Here is an 18580-nt window from a genome sequence, read left to right as displayed (position 1 = left end):
CGTGGGGCACGGCAACCTTCTGATCCGTAGCTCTACAGAGATCGGTCATTGGGGGGCATAGAGGCTGCCGAGAGGGCCATGAGGGCTGCTGTCGGGCGTTGCCGGTTGCTGGGGTTGCTGTGCTGTACCTCATTGCTGTGCCGCAGCCTCGTGCCAGGCCGTTGTCAGTGTCGCTTGCAAGCTTGTCTGGTGGAGTGAGACCGGTCAGAGAACCTTCGAGGTCCGCGGTCAAGGGGGGCACAAAGGGCCCCGGGAGTTACCTCGGGACTATGTTGCAGGCCGTGGATCCCCACCCCCCTTATCCTCCGTGAGCAGACGCGGCCGGAGCCGTGACTTGTGCCCAATACGCTTTCCAAGTGTGCTTGTGTCCATCGGGGGGCCGTACGGAGCCGTTCACCTGCGTTTATGTGTACTCGTTGCCCTGGATCTTCACTGCTGCTGGCACTCACCCGGACGGGGCGGTACCTGTGCGAATGAGACCAGAAGTGAGACCACGACCGAGATCAGTGTCGTTGGGTTGCCGGGAATCGAATTGGCGGGCCAGATGTGCGCCCCCAGTCGGACATCGCCCGCGCCCTCGGCCGGCGCCGTGAAGGCCCTCGGGTATCCGGCCCTGCCCTTCAGGGCAGGGGCCTTAAGTCAGACCACTACTCGCAACCTACTCCGTCACCATCGCGGTCGAGGTGGGCCGCGTAGCCGGGGTCACCCCGGTAGACGGGCGCAGCTCCGGCCGCTCTGGCCGCCGCGCAGTTCTCGTAGTAGACGCTCCCGCCCCCCGAGGTTCCACCGGAGCTGCTGCTGCCCCCCGAGGTCCCGCCAGAACCGCTGCTGGCGGCGCGCGCGGTCTTGGTGACGGTGACCGTGGGGGCGGGCTTGGGCTTGGCGGTCTTGGTGACCGTGGCCTTCGGCTCCGGGCTGGCGGTGACGGTCGCCGTGGCCGTGGTGGTGACGCGGACGGTCGGCGCGGCCACCGTGGTGGTGTCGCTGCCTCCGGCCGAGACGACGAGCGCGCCGAGCGTGAAGGCGGTGAAGGCGCCGAACCATATGCGCTTGCGCTTGTAAAGCGGGCGCACGTCGGGCGTGTTCTGGGGAGGCTGGGGCTGAGGAGTGTACGGGTTGTAGGACATGATCCCCCCTGGGATGCAGAGATGAGAGATGTGCTGGTTGTCGTCAGTTAGAGCCGTTGGCAGCCTTGGACGCGGCCTCGTCTGTCTGCTTCTGAAACGCGTCCTGGACCTGCTTGTTCGCCGCCTGAAGGGCCTTGAAATAGTCGTCCGGCGACAGGTCCGTGCACTCCGGTGCGCCGTCCCCCTCGTCCTTCCCGGCGGCTATGGCATCGGTGCACGCCTTGATCTGCTCGGCCGGCGACGGCTGCGCCGGGGCGCTCGACTTGGCGGACGGAGTCGCAGCCTCCTTCGACGGCTTCACGCTGCCGCCCTTGTCCGCGCTGCCGCACGCGGTGAGCACGCCGAGGACCGCGACCGCCGAGACGGCCGTGACGGCATGCTTGTTGACCTCACTGGTATCCCCCCTGGGATGAGTGGTGCTTGGTGAAGCGCGCATTGGATGGGTGCGCGCGGTGCCTGCCCCCCGGTTCGACCCCGAGTCCCCAACTACAGGCAGGGGCAGGCTGCTTTCCTTCAGGCGGTCCGCGCAGCGCGCTTAGGCATGACGTCTGAGATGCCCTCGACGCCCTCGACACGCGCCGAGAATACGTAGTCCATGACGGCATCCGCAGGCGGGTCGTGCTTGCCCGGGTAGACGCTGCTGCTGAAGTCCAGCAACTCGAAGATCGCGACGGACTCGCCGACCTGGACCGAGTCGCGCCACTCCTCGATGTGCCGAACGATCTCGTCCTCAATGCCAGTGCGTGCCCCCCCGTAGTCACGACGGCGACCAACAGTCATAGCGTTGTCCAGGCCCGCGTCGTCCATGCCCTGGCCGTTGTCGAGGACGAGTAGCGACACAATGCGGTCGGCGTCGCGTAGGAAGTGCACCACCACCGAGTCCGCACCAGCGTCGATCGAGTTGTCGACGAGGTCGGCCACGGCAACCTCGAAGCCGTAACCCTGATTCGTCAGTGCCTTTGCGTACCCGGCATCCGGCGGCAGGCGTGTGCTGTCGGTGACAGACACGTCGTACTGCCAGCTGGCCGTGAGTGATGCAGAGTGAGTCATACGTTCGCAGTTCCTCGATCGCACTGGACGGTGGCCTACCTGGGCGGACAGCAACCTCAGCTCCAAGCCCCACAATTATGGAGATCTCGTATAGATCTTGTATAGCCCTTCTGTATCTTTGCGGCTTGAGGCCGACACGGGTCAAGGCAGCCGCGAGTGCCGCACCGCCAGGCCCCTGCCCGCGTCGTCCATCGCCCGGTCCTGCGCGCCGTGGTTTGCACCGTTCCCTTACGCGGCGCTCATCTCCCTGCCGCACTGGGTACACATGCCCAGTTACTGATGCTGCGTCAGCCTCAGCGCTTGTGGGTGCAGTTTCGCCGGAAGGCAGAACAGGGGGGCCAGGCCGTGTCGTATCCCGTAGAGCGTCCAAGAGGTAGAGCTAAGACGCCTCCGTCGCGAGACATACGGAGGGACGGTTCTCACTGCGAGAGATGCGGGTTGAGGTTGCCCAGAGACAGGCGGGGCCGGCTGAGCCAGTGCCCTTACGTGGACACGAAGTAGAAAACCGTCGTGGCAGCGATGTCACCGTGGGTTCAAATCCCACCGCCTCCGCGCGATGAACAGTGAGAACGGCCCCTGACCAGACAAGTCGGTCAGGGGCCGTTCTCGTTTGCCCTCTCCAACAGTCACCGCGGTTCCCCGTTAGTCCCCGGTCGATCGGGCACGCGAGGGGCACGCTAACCGCGAGGGTTGGGGACTTGCCTCCAGCCGTCGATCGACTTGGTCATGAACAGAACTCGATAGACCTCGCGGACCGGCGACTTCGTGGACGTCCAGTAGCCGGCCTCCATCCCGCTGCCGGCCGCGCCTCGCGCGGGCCCTGGGAAGGCGTCAGATACGCGAAGGCCCCCCGGCACTTCCGCCGAGGGGCCTTCCGGAGCTTGTGACCTGCTAGAACGTACCCAGCTTCACGATCGACAGCAGGGCGATCAGCTGGATCGCCGACGCGCCCAGTGCCTTCGGCCACGGCAGGTCGTGCGAGCGGCTGACCATCAGGGTGAGCAGCGCGCCCGCCGCGACCCAGGTGGCCCAGCCGAGCAGCTGTACGAAGCCCGCGTCGCCGCCGAAGAACATCGCGACGACCAGGCGGGGCGCGTCCGTGATGGACGTGATCAGCATGGACAGGCCGACCGTGGGCTGCCAGGCGCCGTCACCGCCGAGCTGGCGGGCCAGGGTGTGGGTGACCACGCCCAGGATGAAGGCGCTGAGCACCATCGCCACCGCCGTCGTCAGGACGATGGGTATCGCGTTCGAGAGGGTGGCGTCGATCGCGTCCCGGCGGGGCCCGTCGAAGCCGAAGACGGCCAGGAGGCCGTAGAGGAAGGTCACGATGAGGGCCGGGCCCCACATCGTGTAGTCGCGCATCTGGAGGAAGGTCTGCTTGGGGGCGAAGACGATGCCCCGCAGCAGGTCCTTCCAGTGCAGACGCGGTCCGATCGGGCCGGCCGGGGCCGAGCCCGCGCGGTAGGTCCCGCCCTGCTGGTACGGGTCCTCGTTGATCGAGAACGCCTGGGTGTGGCCCGGGTTGTTGGCCGCGTACGGGTCCGGGGCGCCGCCCTGCGGATACCCGGGGTCGCCGTAACCGTTGCCGAAGTACTCCGGCTCGCCGCTGCCCTGGCCCTGTCTCGGGTGGCCGCCGCCGTACTGCGGCCGCTGCTGCGGGTACGCCTGCGGGTACGGCTGCGGCGCCTGGGGACCGCCGTACGACGGTCCCTGCGGCGCCTGCTGTCCGTACGGGGGGTGTTGCGGTCGCGAGTGCGGGGCGCGGTTGTCCCGGCCGCCGCGTCCGTTCCTGAATCCAGCCACGTAATCGAACGTACCTGGTCCCACAGAGTGACGTGCCGGACCGGGCGCTTCGGGGGCGGCTTTGCGGCCGAGCTGTGACATCCCCTAGGGGACGACCAGGAGGGGGCCAGGGGCTCACCCAGGAGGAGGTCAGGGCCTCATCGCGCCAGGAACTCCGAGCTGGAGAAGACGACCGCCGGTTTCGGCTCGACCAGGCCCGTTCTCGTCCCCCGGTACACGGCGACCGTGTCCTTCGTCTCACCCCGGTAGGTGCGTACGGCCAGATCCGCCCGGCCGTCCCCGTCGAAGTCGCCGGTGGTCAGGACGCGGGTCGTGCCCTGGGCCGGGGGCTCGACGACGATCACGCGGTCCGCCGCGAGGCCCGACGCCCCGGAGCGGAAGATCCGCAGTCGGGAACCGCTGGAGATCAGCTCGTCGTGGCCGTCGCCGTCGAAGTCGGCGGCGTCGAGCATGGAGCCGGGGGAGGCGAGGGTGGCCAGGGTGGGGGTCGGGAGGTCGTAGCGGAGGGCCGTGCCGCCCATGGCGCCGACCGCCGCGTCCAGGGCCTTGCCCCGGCCGAAGCGGCCCAGCGCCACGTCGATGCCGGTGGGCAGGACGGTGCCGGTGCGGGTGGGGCCGTCCTGGCCGCCGAGGACCACCGCGGACTTGGCGCCGCCCTCCGCCGTACGGACCACGAGGTCGTCGTAGCCGTCCGCGTCGACGTCGGCGGCCGGGCCGGTCGGCACCTCGCCGGGGGCCGGGATCGCGGAACCGGCCGCGTGTGGGGCGCCCGTACGGCTGAACGGGCCCCGGAGATACGAGAGATGACCCGCCGAGGCGTGCACGACCAGGTCCGCCCGGCCGTCCCCGTCGAAGTCGCCGCACACCGGCTGGTCCGGCCAGTCGTTGCCGAAGCGCGCGCGGGCCGGAATCGCGAGGATGACCGCCCTGCCGGTCAGGCCGCCGGGGGAGCCGAAGAGGACCTGCAACGGCACCGGGGGCCGGCCCTGGCCGTCGTACGGCGGGTCCGTCGAGACGACCAGGTCGGTGAAGCCGTCGCCGTCCAGGTCGCAGCTCGCCTCCGCGTCGAAGAGGGCGGGGAGTTGGCCCTTCGTCCGGGCCCCCTGCTTGGCCGGGCTGATCAACTGCCGTGCGCCGGGCCGCAGTCCGTGCGCGCTGCCGTACACGATCCCGATGCCCGCGTCGTCGGCGTGGCTCTGCGCCTTCACCAGTTCGTCGAGGACGAGGTCGCGGTGGCCGTCGCCGTTGAAGTCGTCGGGGACCTTGCTGCCGTTGCCGTGGGGGACGGGGAGTTGGGCGGGGGCGTCGGCCTTGTGCACGGGCGCGTGCCTGGCCGGGGCGGAGTTGGTCGGGCCGCAGGCGGGGAGCAGCGCCGCGAAGCAGACGACGACCGTGGTGACCGTCCCGGCTCTCCCGCCCCCGCGCACGCGCACCGTCCACCTCGTCAGCCCCGTTGACAACGACCCGGCAATGATGCACGTGTTCGAGCGATGGGGACACCCCTGAGGCCTCCCGACTGTGACGGTCAGCGTGGTAGGTCATGGTCGGCGACAGGGGTGGCGGGCCGGGCTCTGCGGTCAGCGGGTGAGGGATCTCCCCGCGGTGGGGACCGGCCGCTCGCCTGAGCCGGCGGCGCCGGTTCCGCCTAGCCTGGACAAAAGGGGCAAACAATCCAGAAAAGGACCGTCATGGACCTGCAGCTCAAGGACGACGTCGCCGTCGTCACCGGGGCGAGCAAGGGCATCGGCCTCGCCATCGTCGACGCGTTCGCCCGTGAAGGCGCACACGTCGTCGCCGGCAGCCGGAGCATCACTCCCGAGCTCGAAGGACTTCACGAGAAGTACGGCGTCACCGCAGTTCCGGTCGACCTGTCCACCGCAGACGGACCGGACGGACTCGTCCAGCAGGCGGTGGACCAGTACGGCAGGGTCGACATCCTGGTCAACACCTTGGGTACCGCCACGCCCCGCGCGAGCTTCCTGGACATCGGCGACGCCGAGTGGCAGCGGATCTTCAACATGAACCTGTTCAGCGCGGTCCGGACCAGCCGCGCAGCGCTTCCCCACCTGCTGGACGCGGACGGGGGTTCCATCATCAACATCAGTTCCATCAACGCGCGTCTGCCCTTCCCCATGGTTGTGGACTACTCCGCAGCCAAGGCCGGGCTGACCAGCCTGACCAAGTCACTGTCCGAGGAGTTCGCCCCGCAGGGCGTCCGGGTCAACGCGATCGCCCCAGGACCGGTCCGCACTCCCTTCTGGACCGCTCCGGGTGGCTTCGCCGACGCCACGGCGGCCCAGGCCGGCACCACCGCGCAGGAAGCCATCGATGTGGTCGTGCCCCAGAGCATGGGCATCTCCACCGGGCGAGTCACCGAAGCTCACGAGGTCGCCGATCTGGTTCTCTTCCTCGCGTCGCCGCTCGCCGGCAACATCACAGGAGCCGAGTTCACCATCGATGGTGGCCAGGTCAAGACGTTGTGATCTGTTGTCACTGCTTGCGGCTCCGCCGGGGGAGTCGCGGAGCGGAGGGCGGTGATCCCGGGCAGGATGGAGCCATGAGCGTAGTCAAGATCAACGTACTGGCCGTCCCTGCTGAGCAGCGGGAGACGTTGGAGAAGCGGTTCGCTTCGCGGGCCCACGCCGTGGAGAACTCAGACGGGTTCGAGTGGTTCGAGCTGCTGCGGCCCGTCGAGGGCACCGACCAGTACCTCGTGTACACGCGCTGGCGTGACGAGGAGTCCTTCCAGGCCTGGATGGAGGGGCCGATGAAGTCCGCGCACCAGGGTGCCGGTGGCGCCGGTGGTCCCGGTGAGGGTGGGGAGCGGCCCAAGCCCGCCGCCTCCGGGTCCACCCTGTGGTCCTTCGATGTGGTCCAGCAGGCGGGGCCCAAGGGGGCCTAGTCGGGAGCCGGGCGTATCGCGCCCCGTCGCCGGACGGCCCTACGCGGACGGTTCGGACTCGTCGGCGGGGCGCTTCGCTACGAAGGAGCCGAGGCCGGGTTCCGTGTAGGTCAGGCCTTCCTCGCGCAGCGCCCGCAGCACCTTGTGTGCCGTCGCGTTGGCGATCCCGAACTCCGACGTGAGCTGTACGACGGACGGCACCCTGGTGCGCGGTGCGTACGTGCCGTCCGCGATGCGGCGCCGGATGATCTCGGCGACCTGACGCCAGCGGGGGATGTCGGGAGCGAATTCCATCACCGCACCATCATCCGCATGCCTGCACATCCGTGCGATGCAGGGAATCCCTGTGATCCCTAGCATGCCTAGAGTTCGCTAAGTTAGGCGTACGCAAGGTCCCCCGCGACGGGTGGAGCCGTCCGGGGGCGTGGCCACCAGCCAAACCTGAATGGAACTGATGACGTGACCGACCTCCCGCGTCACCGCAGCCGTACGGGCTCGACACGCCCCTCGACGGCAGCGCCAACATCGCCGTACGGCCGTACGTGACCGCGTACTGGACCCACGGGCTGGAGGTCGCGTGACGTACCCGCCGCGCCTGTTGCCGTGGACCGGCTCCGAAGGCAAGCCGTGCTTTCTGGTCACCGACGACTGCGACAGCCCAGTCTCCCGGTTGGCCGATGCCACGGAGTCCGTCCAACTCGGTATGGGCGGTCAACTTCTCGTGCACGCCCGGGAGATCCTGCCGGACATCCCGAACGGCGAACTCCGTTTACTCACCGAGTGTTTGAACCGGGCGCTCGATGACGCCCTCCGCGTCGCAGAGAGCAGCGGGCGGCGGCTGGAGCAGATGAACTGAGCCGGGCTGTTCAGTACAGCAGCGCAGGCAGCCTGATCAGCCAGAGGATCGCCGGGATTCCGCAGGCGACGCCGAAGAGGCCCGGCCCCAGGAACGCGGCCAGGGCGACCCCCAGCCGGGCCACGCGGGTCGGCGCGAGCACGCGAGAGGGGTCTTGCGGGTCGTACCGGATCTCGTCCCGGCGCCCTCGTATCTGCCCGCGCGCCGTGACCTCGCGGCCGTCGAGCGTGCGGAAGTGAGCGATGTAGGCGCTGGCGGCCTCGCTGTTGGCGTCGCCCTCGAACCTCGCCCGCACGGTGATGCCTCGTCGCCACATCACCCACCAGGTGTCCAGCTCAGCCATGACCGCCCATACGCGCAGCAAGGCCACGCTTGCCGGCAGCAACAGCCAGGCGAAGACACTCAGCGAGCGGGGTTCCACGGGCAGCCACACAGCCAGGGGCAACCCCAGGACCAGGTACCAGAGGGCACGCCGCCACCACGGGCTGCCGTGCAGCACCCGATCGCGCAGACCGGCCAACACCCGTAGGGGCCATACGCGTTCCGATCGACGCCGGACGGGCTGCGGGTTTTCTGCGGGCCCCGCGTCCGCCATGATCGCCTCGATCTCGGCGCCGAGCGCGGCGACCACGGCCTCATTGCGATGCCGGAGGGTCATGACCCTGCCGGCCTGCGCATCCTCGAAGAGGGTCACGGTGAGCGACTGCCCCGCGACCTCGACCTGACGAATCTGCGTCCCAGGCACGGTGACGGTCGTACGTCCCCGACTCCAGTGCAGCGCGTCCCGCTCCACCCACACCCTGGTACGGCCCTTGGCCAGGACGACTCCTGCCAAGGCCTCGCTGTTTGATTCCCCCACGACAGTGGATGCTAGTTCCACCACGCATACGACGGCGCCCCCTTACCCGTACACCGGGGTCAGGGGGCGCCGTTCGCGTCACGGCCGTTACTTCACCGGCTCGGGCTCAGGCTCGTTCGCCGACTCCGTCTCGCCCGCCGGGTCGACCGGCGTCTTCACGGACTCCAGGAGCAGCTGGGCCACGTCGACCACCTGGATCGACTCCTTCGCCTTGCCCTCGTTCTTCTTGCCGTTGACCGAGTCGGTCAGCATGACGAGGCAGAACGGGCAGGCCGTCGAGACGATGTCGGGGTTCAACGACAGGGCCTCATCAACACGCTCGTTGTTGATGCGCTTGCCGATGCGCTCCTCCATCCACATCCGCGCGCCGCCGGCGCCGCAGCAGAAGCCGCGCTCCTTGTGGCGGTGCATCTCCTCGTTGCGCAGGCCCGGGACGTTGGCGATGATCTCGCGCGGGGGCGTGTAGATCTTGTTGTGGCGGCCCAGGTAGCAGGGGTCGTGGTAGGTGATGATGCCCTCGACCGGGGTCACCGGGATCAGCTTGCCTTCGTCCACCAGGTGCTGGAGCAGCTGGGTGTGGTGGATGACCTCGTAGTCGCCGCCGAGCTGCGGGTACTCGTTGCCGATCGTGTTCAGGCAGTGCGGGCAGGTGGCGACGATCTTCTTCGCCGACTTCGGCTTCTTCGTCGACTCGTCCACCTCGCCCTCCTCGTTGAGGGACTCGCCGAACGCCATGTTCAGTGCGGCCACGTTCTCCATGCCGAGCTCCTGGAACAGGGGCTCGTTGCCGAGCCGCCGCGCCGAGTCACCCGTGCACTTCTCGTCGCCGCCCATGATCGCGAACTTGACGCCCGCGATGTGGAGGAGTTCCGCGAAGGCCTTCGTCGTCTTCTTCGCCCGGTCCTCCAGGGCGCCGGCGCAGCCGACCCAGTACAGGTACTCGACCTCGGACAGGTCCTCGATGTCACTGCCGACGACCGGGATCTCGAAGTCGACCTCCTTGGTCCACTCCAGGCGCTGCTTCTTGGCCAGGCCCCAGGGGTTGCCCTTCTTCTCCAGGTTCTTGAGCATCGTGCCCGCCTCGGACGGGAACGCGGACTCGATCATCACCTGGTAGCGGCGCATGTCGACGATGTGGTCGACGTGCTCGATGTCGACGGGGCACTGCTCGACGCAGGCGCCGCAGGTGGTGCAGGACCACAGGACGTCCGGGTCGATGACGCCGTTCTCTTCGACCGTGCCGATCAGCGGGCGCTCGGCCTCCGCCAGAGCCGCCGCGGGCACGCCCGCCAGCTGCTCCTCCGACGCCTTCTCCTCGCCCTCCATCGTCCTGCCGCCGCCCGCGAGCAGGTACGGCGCCTTGGCGTGGGCGTTGTCACGGAGGGACATGATCAGCAGCTTGGGGGAGAGCGGCTTGCCCGTGTTCCAGGCCGGGCACTGCGACTGGCAGCGGCCGCACTCGGTGCAGGTGGAGAAGTCCAGCAGGCCCTTCCAGGAGAACTGCTCGACCTGGGAGACGCCGAAGACGTCGTCCTCGCCCGGGTCGGTGAAGTCGATCGGCTTGCCGCCCGACGTCATCGGCAGCAGGGCACCCAGGGCCGTCTCGCCCTTGGCGTTGCGCTTGAACCAGATGTTCGGGAAGGCCAGGAACCGGTGCCACGCGACACCCATGTCCGTCTTCAGCGAGACGGTGATCATCCAGACGAACGACGTCCCGATCTTGATCATCGCCGTGAGGTAGACCAGGTTCTGCAGCGTGGTGACATCGAGGCCCCGGAAGGCGGCGACCAGCGGGTACGAGGTGAAGTACGCCGCCTCGTAGCCGTGCACGTCGGCCAGCGCGCCCTCCAGACCCCGCAGGGTCATGATCGCGAGGCCGATGATCAGGATCACGGACTCGACGAAGTACGCCTGACCGGTGTTCGAGCCGGCGAACCGCGACTTGCGCCCGGCTCGGCCCGGCCGCGACAGCTGCCGGATCACGATGAGGGTGAGGATGCCGAGCGAGGTCATCGTGCCGATGAACTCGACGAACATCTCGTACGGCAGCCAGTGGCCGATGATCGGCAGCGCCCAGTCGGCCTGGAAGAGCTGGCCGAACGCGTTGATCAGGGTCAGCACCAGGGAGAAGAAGCCGACCGCGACGAACCAGTGGGCGACACCGATGATGCCCCAGCGGTTCATCCGGGTGTGGCCGAGGAACTCCCTCGCCACCGTGAGGGTGCGGCTCTTCCAGTCGTCCGTGCGGCTGCCCGCGGGCACGTCCTGTCCGAGCCGTACGAAGTGGTAGATCTGTGCGATGGCACGGCCGAACAGCGCCACGCCGACCACGGCGAGTACCAGCGACACGATGATCGCGGCGAGTTGCATGGGGGCTCCTCGGGCCTGCGAGGGAGATTACTGAGCGGTAGCTTATGCAGCCGGTCTGAGACTACCCGTATCTTTCCTCGCACTGTAGCCAGGCATGGGGTGATCTGGATCGCTGAGGGTTGCCTGCACGGTGACACACCTTTCACACGATCCGATCGTGTTATTCGTACCGAATTGCCACATTTCGCCCTACTTTAGTAGCCGTGCTCTACGGGATCCTCGCTGCCACCACCGCTCTCCTGCTCGCTGCCCTGCTCGCGGCGCTCTTCCGCGGGCCCGGTCTGCGCGTCCGTGCCTTCGACCGGCGTCGGCAGCGGCCCGTGCCGCTCCTCGGTGGCGCGGCCGTCGTCCTCGCCACCTGTGCCGTCGCGGGCACGTGCACCTGGACGGGGGTCGCCCCGCTCGGCGCCGGCGTCGGCAGACTCCTCGTCGCGGGCGCCGGGGTCGCCCTGCTGGGGCTGGTCGCGGACGTGTGGCGGCTGCGGGCGCGGGTGCTCGTCGCCGGTACGGCGATCGCGGCCGCCTGCGTCGTGCCGTACGACGAGACAGGCGTCCCGGCCGGGATGCTCGCCGTCGGCTGGACGGTCTTCGTCGCCCTCGCCTTCCGCTCCCTCGACCACGCCGACGGGCTCGCCGGCACCGTCGGGGTCGTCACCGCCTTCGGGGTCGCGGCCTGTGCCGCCGCCGACCTGATGGACGGGCTCGCGGTGCTGCTCAGTGTGCTCGCCGCCGCGCTCACCGGGTTCCTGATGCACAACTGGCATCCCGCGCGGATCGGGCTCGGTGCGTGCGGGTCGCTGTTCGCGGGGTTCCTGCTGGCCTCGTCCGCCGTGTTCACGCGGGCGGGGTACGGGACCTGGTCCAGTTCCGGGGTGCTGTTCGCGCTCACCGCCGTCGGCAGTGCGGACGTCGCGCTCGTGGTGCTGTCGCGGCGTACGGCCAAGCGGTCGCTGCTGCGGGCGGGGCCCGACCATCTCGCCCACCGGCTGCGGCGGCTCGGGCTCACCCCGCAGGGCGCCACTGTCCTGCTCAGCCTCGGCGCGTTCTCCGGGGTGCTCGTCGGGGTGCTCGCGCACACCGGCTGGGCGGACGAGGAGAACGTGCTCTGGGTGGCCGGTGGGGCCCTTCTGGTCGTGCTCCTCCTCCTTCGTGTTCCTGTGTACGGGGCACGACGTGTCGTATCGTCGCAGGTCAGAGCCCAGTTGCGTGTAAGGAGCGGATAAGAATTGAGTCTGGACGACTCAGGTCTGTTGACCCAGGGCGGAGCCTCGTGCACACTTGAGTCCGTTCCACTCAAGTCAGCTGGAGGAAATCACCATGGCACGTGCGGTCGGCATCGACCTGGGCACGACTAACTCCGTCGTCAGCGTTCTGGAGGGCGGCGAGCCCACCGTCATCACCAACGCCGAGGGTGCCAGGACCACGCCGTCCGTCGTCGCCTTCGCGAAGAACGGCGAGGTGCTGGTCGGCGAGGTCGCCAAGCGCCAGGCGGTCACGAACGTAGACCGGACCATCCGCTCCGTGAAGCGCCACATGGGCACGGACTGGAAGATCAACCTGGACGGGAAGGACTTCAACCCGCAGCAGATCTCCGCGTTCATCCTGCAGAAGCTGAAGCGCGACGCCGAGGCCTACCTGGGCGAGAAGGTGACCGACGCGGTCATCACCGTCCCGGCGTACTTCAACGACTCCGAGCGTCAGGCGACGAAGGAGGCCGGCGAGATCGCCGGTCTGAACGTCCTGCGCATCGTGAACGAGCCCACCGCGGCCGCGCTCGCGTACGGCCTCGACAAGGACGAGCAGATCATCCTCGTCTTCGACCTCGGTGGCGGCACCTTCGACGTGTCCCTCCTCGAGATCGGCGACGGCGTCGTCGAGGTGAAGGCCACCAACGGCGACAACCACCTCGGTGGTGACGACTGGGACCAGCGCATCGTCGACTTCCTGGTCAAGCAGTTCCAGTCCGGCCACGGCGTGGACCTGAGCAGGGACAAGATGGCTCTGCAGCGTCTGCGCGAGGCTGCCGAGAAGGCGAAGATCGAGCTGTCGAGCTCCACCGAGACCTCGATCAACCTGCCCTACATCACGGCGTCCGCCGAGGGCCCGCTGCACCTGGACGAGAAGCTCACCCGCGCCCAGTTCCAGCAGCTGACCGCGGACCTGCTGGAGCGCTGCAAGACGCCGTTCCACAACGTCATCAAGGACGCCGGTATCAGCCTCTCCGAGATCGACCACGTCGTTCTCGTCGGTGGCTCCACCCGCATGCCCGCCGTCGCCGAGCTCGTCAAGGAGCTGACCGGCGGCAAGGACGCCAACAAGGGTGTGAACCCGGACGAGGTCGTCGCCATCGGCGCCGCTCTCCAGGCCGGTGTCCTCAAGGGCGAGGTCAAGGACGTCCTGCTTCTCGACGTCACCCCGCTGTCCCTCGGTATCGAGACCAAGGGCGGCATCATGACCAAGCTCATCGAGCGCAACACCACGATCCCGACGAAGCGTTCGGAGATCTTCACGACGGCCGAGGACAACCAGCCGTCCGTGCAGATCCAGGTCTACCAGGGTGAGCGCGAGATCGCGGCGTACAACAAGAAGCTCGGCATGTTCGAGCTGACCGGTCTGCCGCCGGCCCCGCGTGGCGTCCCGCAGATCGAGGTCGCCTTCGACATCGACGCCAACGGCATCATGCACGTGACCGCGAAGGACCTGGGCACGGGCAAGGAGCAGAAGATGACCGTCACCGGCGGCTCCTCGCTCCCGAAGGACGAGGTCGACCGGATGCGCCAGGAGGCCGAGCAGTACGCGGAGGAGGACCACCGCCGCCGCGAGGCCGCCGAGACCCGCAACCAGGGCGAGCAGCTCGTCTACCAGACGGAGAAGTTCCTCAAGGACAACGAGGACAAGGTCCCGGGCGAGATCAAGACCGAGGTCGAGGCGTCGATCGAGGAGCTGAAGGCCGCGCTCAAGGGCGAGGACACCGCCGAGATCCGCACGGCCACGGAGAAGGTCGCCGCCGTCTCCCAGAAGCTGGGCCAGGCGATGTACGCCGACGCGCAGGCCTCCCAGGCCGCCGCCGGCGGCGCCGAGGCCCCGCGGGCCGACGACGACGTGGTGGACGCCGAGATCGTGGACGACGAGCGCAAGGACGGTGCCGCGTGACGGAGGAGACCCCGGGCTTCGAGGAGAAGCCCGACGTCCCCTCCGGCGCCACCCCCGATGACGCCGAGCCGCAGGCCGCCTCCCCCTCTGCGGAGGAGGCGGCGGCCCCGGCCGGGGACGCTAGTCAGACCGCTGGCCTGGTCGCCCAGCTGGACCAGGTGCGCACGGCGCTCAACGAGCGTACGGCGGACCTCCAGCGCCTCCAGGCCGAGTTCCAGAACTACCGACGCCGTGTCGAGCGCGACCGGATCGCGGTCCGGGAGGTCGCCATCGCGAACCTCCTGACCGAACTCCTGCCCGTGCTCGACGACATCGGCCGCGCCCGGGAACACGGCGAGCTTGTCGGCGGTTTCAAGTCCGTCGCCGAGTCGACGGAGACCGTCGCGGCCAAGATGGGCCTGCAGCAGTTCGGCAAGGAGGGCGAGCCCTTCGACCCGACGATCCACGAGGCCCTGATGCACTCGTACGCGCCGGGCGTCACCGAGACGACGTGCGTGGCGATTCTGCAGCCCGGGTATCGCATCGGCGAGCGCACCATCCGCCCCGCGCGGGTGGCCGTCGCCGAACCGCAGCCCGGCGCGCAGCAGGCGAAGGCCGAGGGGGCCGACGAGGCCCCGGCGGCCGGCGACAAGGAGAACGGTGGCCCGGAGGAGGGCTGACGTAGCAACCGCACGGAAGTCTGTACAGAAGTCCGTACGAAAGGAGGGACGTCGGGGATGAGCACCAAGGACTTCATCGAGAAGGACTACTACAAGGTCCTCGGCGTCCCCAAGGACGCCACCGAGGCCGAGATCAAGAAGGCGTACCGGAAGCTCGCCCGCGAGTTCCACCCGGACGCCAACAAGGGCAACGCCAAGGCCGAGGAGCGCTTCAAGGAGATCTCCGAGGCGAACGACATACTCGGCGACCCCAAGAAGCGCAAGGAGTACGACGAGGCACGCGCCCTCTTCGGCAACGGCGGGTTCCGCCCGGGGCCGGGCGCGGGCGGCGGCAACTTCAACTTCGACCTGGGCGACCTCTTCGGAGGCGGCGGCTCGGGCGGGGGCGCCCAGAGCGGCGGCTTCGGCGGCGGGTTCGGTGACGTCCTGGGGGGCCTGTTCAACCGGGGCGGCACGGCGGGCACGCGTACGCAGCCCAAGCGCGGCCAGGACATCGAGTCCGAGGTCACGCTGAGCTTCACGGAGGCCATCGAGGGCGCCACGGTGCCGCTGCGGATGTCCTCGCAGGCCCCGTGCAAGGCCTGCTCCGGCACCGGCGACAAGAACGGCACACCGCGCGTGTGCCCGACCTGCGTCGGCACCGGCCAGGTGGCCCGGGGTTCGGGCGGCGGCTTCTCGCTGACCGACCCGTGCCCCGACTGCAAGGGGCGCGGGCTGATCGCCGAGCACCCCTGCATGGAGTGCAAGGGCAGCGGCCGTGCCAAGTCGTCCCGGACCATGCAGGTCCGCATCCCCGCGGGGGTGACGGACGGTCAGCGGATCCGGCTGCGCGGCAAGGGCGCTCCGGGCGAGCGAGGCGGTCCGGCGGGCGATCTGTACGTCGTCGTGCACGTCGGCGAGCACCCGGTGTTCGGGCGCAAGGGCGACAACCTGACGGTGACGGTGCCGGTGACGTTCGCGGAGGCGGCCCTCGGCGGTGAGGTCCGGGTCCCGACGCTCGGCGGCCCCGCCGTCACCCTGAAGCTGCCCCCGGGCACGCCCAACGGCCGCACCATGCGGGCGCGGGGCAAGGGCGCGGTCCGCAAGGACGGCACTCGCGGCGACCTGTTGGTCACCGTCGAGGTGAGTGTTCCGAAGGACTTGTCGGGGAAGGCTCGTGACGCGCTCGAGGCGTATCGCGAGGCGACCACGGGCGAGGATCCGCGTTCTGAGCTGTTCGAGGCCGCGAAGGGAGCTTGAGAGTGATGGACGGCCGTCGGCGTAACCCGTACGAAATGACCGAGGAGACCCCGGTCTACGTCATCTCGGTGGCGGCCCAGCTCTCCGGTCTGCACCCGCAGACGCTGCGTCAGTACGACCGCCTGGGCCTGGTCTCCCCGGACCGCACCGCGGGCCGGGGCCGGCGCTACTCGGCCCGCGACATCGAACTGCTCCGCCAGGTGCAGGCGTTGTCGCAGGACGAGGGCATCAACCTGGCCGGAATCAAGCGCATCATCGAACTGGAGAACCAGGTCGCCGCGCTGCAGTCCCGCGTGGCGGAACTGCAGTCGGCCCTGGACGGCGCCGCGGCGGCGATGCAACAGCGCGAGGCCGCGGTGCACGCCTCCTACCGGCGCGACCTGGTGCCGTACCAGGAGGTCCAGCAGACCAGCGCGCTGGTGGTGTGGCGGCCGAAGCGGCAGCAGCAGTCCGACTGACGGCACCGGCGAAGGAGCCGGGAGGTTTCACGACCTCCCGGCTCCTTCGCGTGCTCACGGCGCCAGGACCACGTAGTCGGCGCCGGGCGCCGACTCGGTGCCGTCCGCGTACACGGCCGTCACCCAGTAGTAGTGGGTGGTGCCCTTGGTGGCGGTGGTGTCCTCGTACGACTCCTGCGAGGTGGCCGCCAGCTTCTCGTACGCCGCGGTGTCGGGGTTCCAGCGGTAGACCTGGTAGCCGGTGGCGTCGGTCACCGCGTTCCAGGACAGCGCGGCGGGCGCCGCGCCCTCCCCGCCGACGAACGCCGTCAGCTCGATCGGTGAACCCTCGGGCGTGGCCACGCCGGGCGTGGTGTCGAGCTCGGTGGCGGTCACGACCTCGGGCGCGCGCGTCCACTCGTAGTGGGAGTTCCAGTCGTCGTCGACGGCATCGACGAAGAAGCACCGGTCCTCGCCGTCCGGCAGGGTGCGGTACGCGTACGAGGTGGTCTCGGTCCACAGCCACTCGACCTCGTGGACGGAGCAGACCTTCTCCTCGTCGTCGCCCAGGATCTCGCCCGCGTAGACGACGTACCGCGCCAGGTCGGGCGTCTGATTGGCGTCCCAGTGCAGGGCGAAGCCGTACTCGGTCGGGGTAGCGGTCAACCCGGTGACGGCGGACGGCGGGGTGAGGTCGTAGCGCTTGGCGCTGAGGGCGGCCGGCGCCGACTCGTTGCCCGCCGCGTCGAGGGCCGTCACGCGGTAGTACGAGGTGGCGCCCTCGACGGCCGAGGTGTCCAGGTAGGACGTCTGGTCCGTGCTGCCGACCTTGGTGTAGGCGCCGTTCGCGCTCGTCGCCCGGTAGACCCGGTAGGACACCGCGTCCGTGACCCGGTCCCAGGCGATCCGCAGCCCGCCCGTCCCGGAGTCGGCGGTCAGCCCGCCGGGCGCGGCGGTCGGCGTCCGGTCGGCGGTGGTGACGCCCTGGTCCGCCGTGCCGGCCGACGTGTTGCCCGCCTTGTCGTAGGCGCGGACCTCGTAGTAGTAGGTCTCACCGGTCTTCGGCAGGGAGGAGTCGACGTACGACGTGGAGGTGGTCGTGCGGAGCGGCGTGCTGCCGAACGACGTGCCTTTCAGACGCCGGTAGACCCGATACCCGGCGAGGTCCATCTCCTTGTTCTTGGCCCAGGTGAGCTTGGCCGCACCCGTCGTCTTGTCGTAGGTCACCGAAGTCCCGGTCGGGGTGAGGGGTTTGACCTTGTCGACGGTGGCGGAGGTGCGGGGCAGGTACGCGAACGAGACGTTGGCCGTGCCGGTCCAGTTGACGTAGTCGACGCGGAGGCTGTGCTTGCCGGAGGGGATGGTGACGTTGACGGTCTTGGAGACCGTCGACGACACGTTCTTCCACAGGTCGACCTTGCGGACGCCGTCCAGGTACACCCGGATGCCGTCCTGGGTGGTGACAGGCAGGGCGAAGGGGCCGCCCGAGCCGAAGTCGCGGGTCACGGTCCAGCGGACGCTGAAGTTGTCCTTGGGCAGGCCGGTGGCGGGGGCGCCGGTGCGCCAGTTCTCGCTGATCGTGGAGTCGCAGTCCGTCTTCTTCGGGGTGCCGGAGAAGGTGGTGTTCGCGAAGAACTGGCGTTTGTAGACCGGCGAGGTGCAGCTCGTGGCGGCGGAGGCGGGGACGGTGACCGCGCTCAGCAGGGCGCCGGTGGCGGAGAGCACGGCGGCCGTGGCCACCGCGCGTCTGGCTGGGTTCATTCGGTCCTCTGGTCGAGTCGGGGGCGGCGCACATGGCAGCCGCCGATCATGACTCGCGGGGGAGGGAGTTGGTTGTACGAATCTTTGCCTTCCTTTGGGCTTCCTGGTGGGGCGGGAACGCCTGGGGGCGGCATCAGAGCGGCGGTGCCGCGGTGGACCTCCAGGAGCTGGAACTGGTCCGTGCGGCGGCCGGGTTCGCGCCGGCGTCCGGCGAAGTCCTTCCCCGGTTTCGTGAACTCCTCTTGGATGTAGGGTCCGTAAAGGGTGTTTGGAGGGGGTTCCGCTCAACCTCCATAAGTGCAGCGGAGCGTGGTGTTGCGCACTCGTTAAGTAGTTCCGCTTGACGCCGGGTGTTGCTGGC

General features: G+C 69.0%; 16 protein-coding genes and 1 pseudogene. 8 read left to right on the top strand and 9 right to left on the bottom strand.

What is annotated here, in order from left to right; translation table 11 throughout:
- Positions 1–647 precede the first annotated feature (647 nt).
- The 5 genes and pseudogenes from ACFYXB_RS05305 to ACFYXB_RS05285 form a co-directional block, all read right to left on the bottom strand.
- Positions 648–1127 (bottom strand): excalibur calcium-binding domain-containing protein, encoded by a 480-nt coding sequence (locus ACFYXB_RS05305; protein ID WP_351355103.1) that lies wholly within the window; start codon positions 1125–1127, stop codon positions 648–650.
- 43 nt (positions 1128–1170) lie between these two features.
- Positions 1171–1563 (bottom strand): hypothetical protein, encoded by a 393-nt coding sequence (locus ACFYXB_RS05300; protein WP_389577920.1) that lies wholly within the window; start codon positions 1561–1563, stop codon positions 1171–1173.
- Between the two features lie 299 nt (positions 1564–1862).
- Positions 1863–2177 (bottom strand): annotated as a pseudogene (locus ACFYXB_RS05295) (ATP-binding protein); the annotation flags it as partial.
- A gap of 891 nt (positions 2178–3068) precedes the next feature.
- Positions 3069–4064, bottom strand: coding sequence for a YIP1 family protein (locus ACFYXB_RS05290; RefSeq protein ID WP_351355077.1), 996 nt, complete (start codon positions 4062–4064; stop codon positions 3069–3071).
- Between the two features lie 56 nt (positions 4065–4120).
- Positions 4121–5416, bottom strand: coding sequence for an FG-GAP repeat domain-containing protein (locus ACFYXB_RS05285; RefSeq protein WP_389577917.1), 1296 nt, complete (start codon positions 5414–5416; stop codon positions 4121–4123).
- A gap of 255 nt (positions 5417–5671) precedes the next feature.
- Here ACFYXB_RS05285 and ACFYXB_RS05280 point away from each other — a divergent pair, with 255 nt between their 5' ends.
- Positions 5672–6466: an SDR family NAD(P)-dependent oxidoreductase gene (locus ACFYXB_RS05280; RefSeq protein WP_389577915.1), complete on the top strand. Its 795-nt coding sequence runs from the start codon at positions 5672–5674 to the stop codon at positions 6464–6466.
- A gap of 74 nt (positions 6467–6540) precedes the next feature.
- Positions 6541–6885, top strand: coding sequence for an antibiotic biosynthesis monooxygenase family protein (locus ACFYXB_RS05275; RefSeq protein WP_389577912.1), 345 nt, complete (start codon positions 6541–6543; stop codon positions 6883–6885).
- Between the two features lie 39 nt (positions 6886–6924).
- Here ACFYXB_RS05275 and ACFYXB_RS05270 read toward each other — a convergent pair whose 3' ends face one another.
- Positions 6925–7179 carry a GntR family transcriptional regulator gene (locus ACFYXB_RS05270; protein WP_388501328.1) on the bottom strand — a complete coding sequence of 85 codons (255 nt, stop codon included), beginning with the start codon at positions 7177–7179 and terminating at the stop codon, positions 6925–6927.
- Positions 7180–7462: 283 nt separating this feature from the next.
- On the opposite strand from ACFYXB_RS05270, the gene ACFYXB_RS05265 reads away from it, so the two are divergent.
- Positions 7463–7741, top strand: a complete 279-nt coding sequence (locus ACFYXB_RS05265) for a hypothetical protein (RefSeq protein WP_389577908.1) — start codon at positions 7463–7465, stop codon at positions 7739–7741.
- A gap of 10 nt (positions 7742–7751) precedes the next feature.
- Here ACFYXB_RS05265 and ACFYXB_RS05260 read toward each other — a convergent pair whose 3' ends face one another.
- Both ACFYXB_RS05260 and ACFYXB_RS05255 read right to left on the bottom strand, forming a co-directional pair.
- Complete coding sequence (locus ACFYXB_RS05260) at positions 7752–8600, bottom strand: hypothetical protein (RefSeq protein WP_389577905.1); 849 nt, start codon at positions 8598–8600, stop codon at positions 7752–7754.
- Positions 8601–8687: 87 nt separating this feature from the next.
- A complete protein-coding gene (locus ACFYXB_RS05255; protein ID WP_388501318.1) occupies positions 8688–10970 on the bottom strand; it encodes a (Fe-S)-binding protein in 2283 nt (760 codons plus the stop codon).
- Positions 10971–11173: 203 nt separating this feature from the next.
- Between ACFYXB_RS05255 and ACFYXB_RS05250 the strand changes: the two genes are divergently transcribed.
- The 5 genes from ACFYXB_RS05250 (at position 11174) to ACFYXB_RS05230 (ending at position 16479) form a co-directional block, all read left to right on the top strand.
- Positions 11174–12193 (top strand): MraY family glycosyltransferase, encoded by a 1020-nt coding sequence (locus tag ACFYXB_RS05250; RefSeq protein ID WP_389577902.1) that lies wholly within the window; start codon positions 11174–11176, stop codon positions 12191–12193.
- 94 nt (positions 12194–12287) lie between these two features.
- Positions 12288–14123, top strand: a complete 1836-nt coding sequence (gene dnaK, locus ACFYXB_RS05245; RefSeq protein ID WP_351359672.1) for a molecular chaperone DnaK — start codon at positions 12288–12290, stop codon at positions 14121–14123.
- Positions 14120–14782 carry a nucleotide exchange factor GrpE gene (grpE, locus tag ACFYXB_RS05240; protein WP_351359669.1) on the top strand — a complete coding sequence of 221 codons (663 nt, stop codon included), beginning with the start codon at positions 14120–14122 and terminating at the stop codon, positions 14780–14782. Before dnaK ends, grpE begins: the two co-directional genes overlap by 4 nt.
- A 57-nt stretch (positions 14783–14839) precedes the next feature.
- Positions 14840–16021 (top strand): molecular chaperone DnaJ, encoded by a 1182-nt coding sequence (gene dnaJ / locus ACFYXB_RS05235; RefSeq protein ID WP_351359666.1) that lies wholly within the window; start codon positions 14840–14842, stop codon positions 16019–16021.
- 5 nt (positions 16022–16026) lie between these two features.
- Positions 16027–16479: a heat shock protein transcriptional repressor HspR gene (locus ACFYXB_RS05230; RefSeq protein WP_351359663.1), complete on the top strand. Its 453-nt coding sequence runs from the start codon at positions 16027–16029 to the stop codon at positions 16477–16479.
- A 54-nt stretch (positions 16480–16533) separates the two neighbouring features.
- Here the strand turns inward: ACFYXB_RS05230 and ACFYXB_RS05225 are convergent, their stop codons facing one another.
- The gene (locus tag ACFYXB_RS05225; protein ID WP_389577897.1) at positions 16534–18219 is read right to left on the bottom strand and encodes a PA14 domain-containing protein; all 1686 of its coding nucleotides are present in this window, start codon (positions 18217–18219) and stop codon (positions 16534–16536) included.
- Positions 18220–18580 lie beyond the last annotated feature (361 nt).

This window comes from Streptomyces sp. NPDC002619 (assembly GCF_042889305.1).
Lineage (GTDB): Bacteria > Actinomycetota > Actinomycetes > Streptomycetales > Streptomycetaceae > Streptomyces.
Note: the sequence above shows the minus strand (reverse complement) of the source record. Positions and strands in the feature narration are given on the sequence as shown.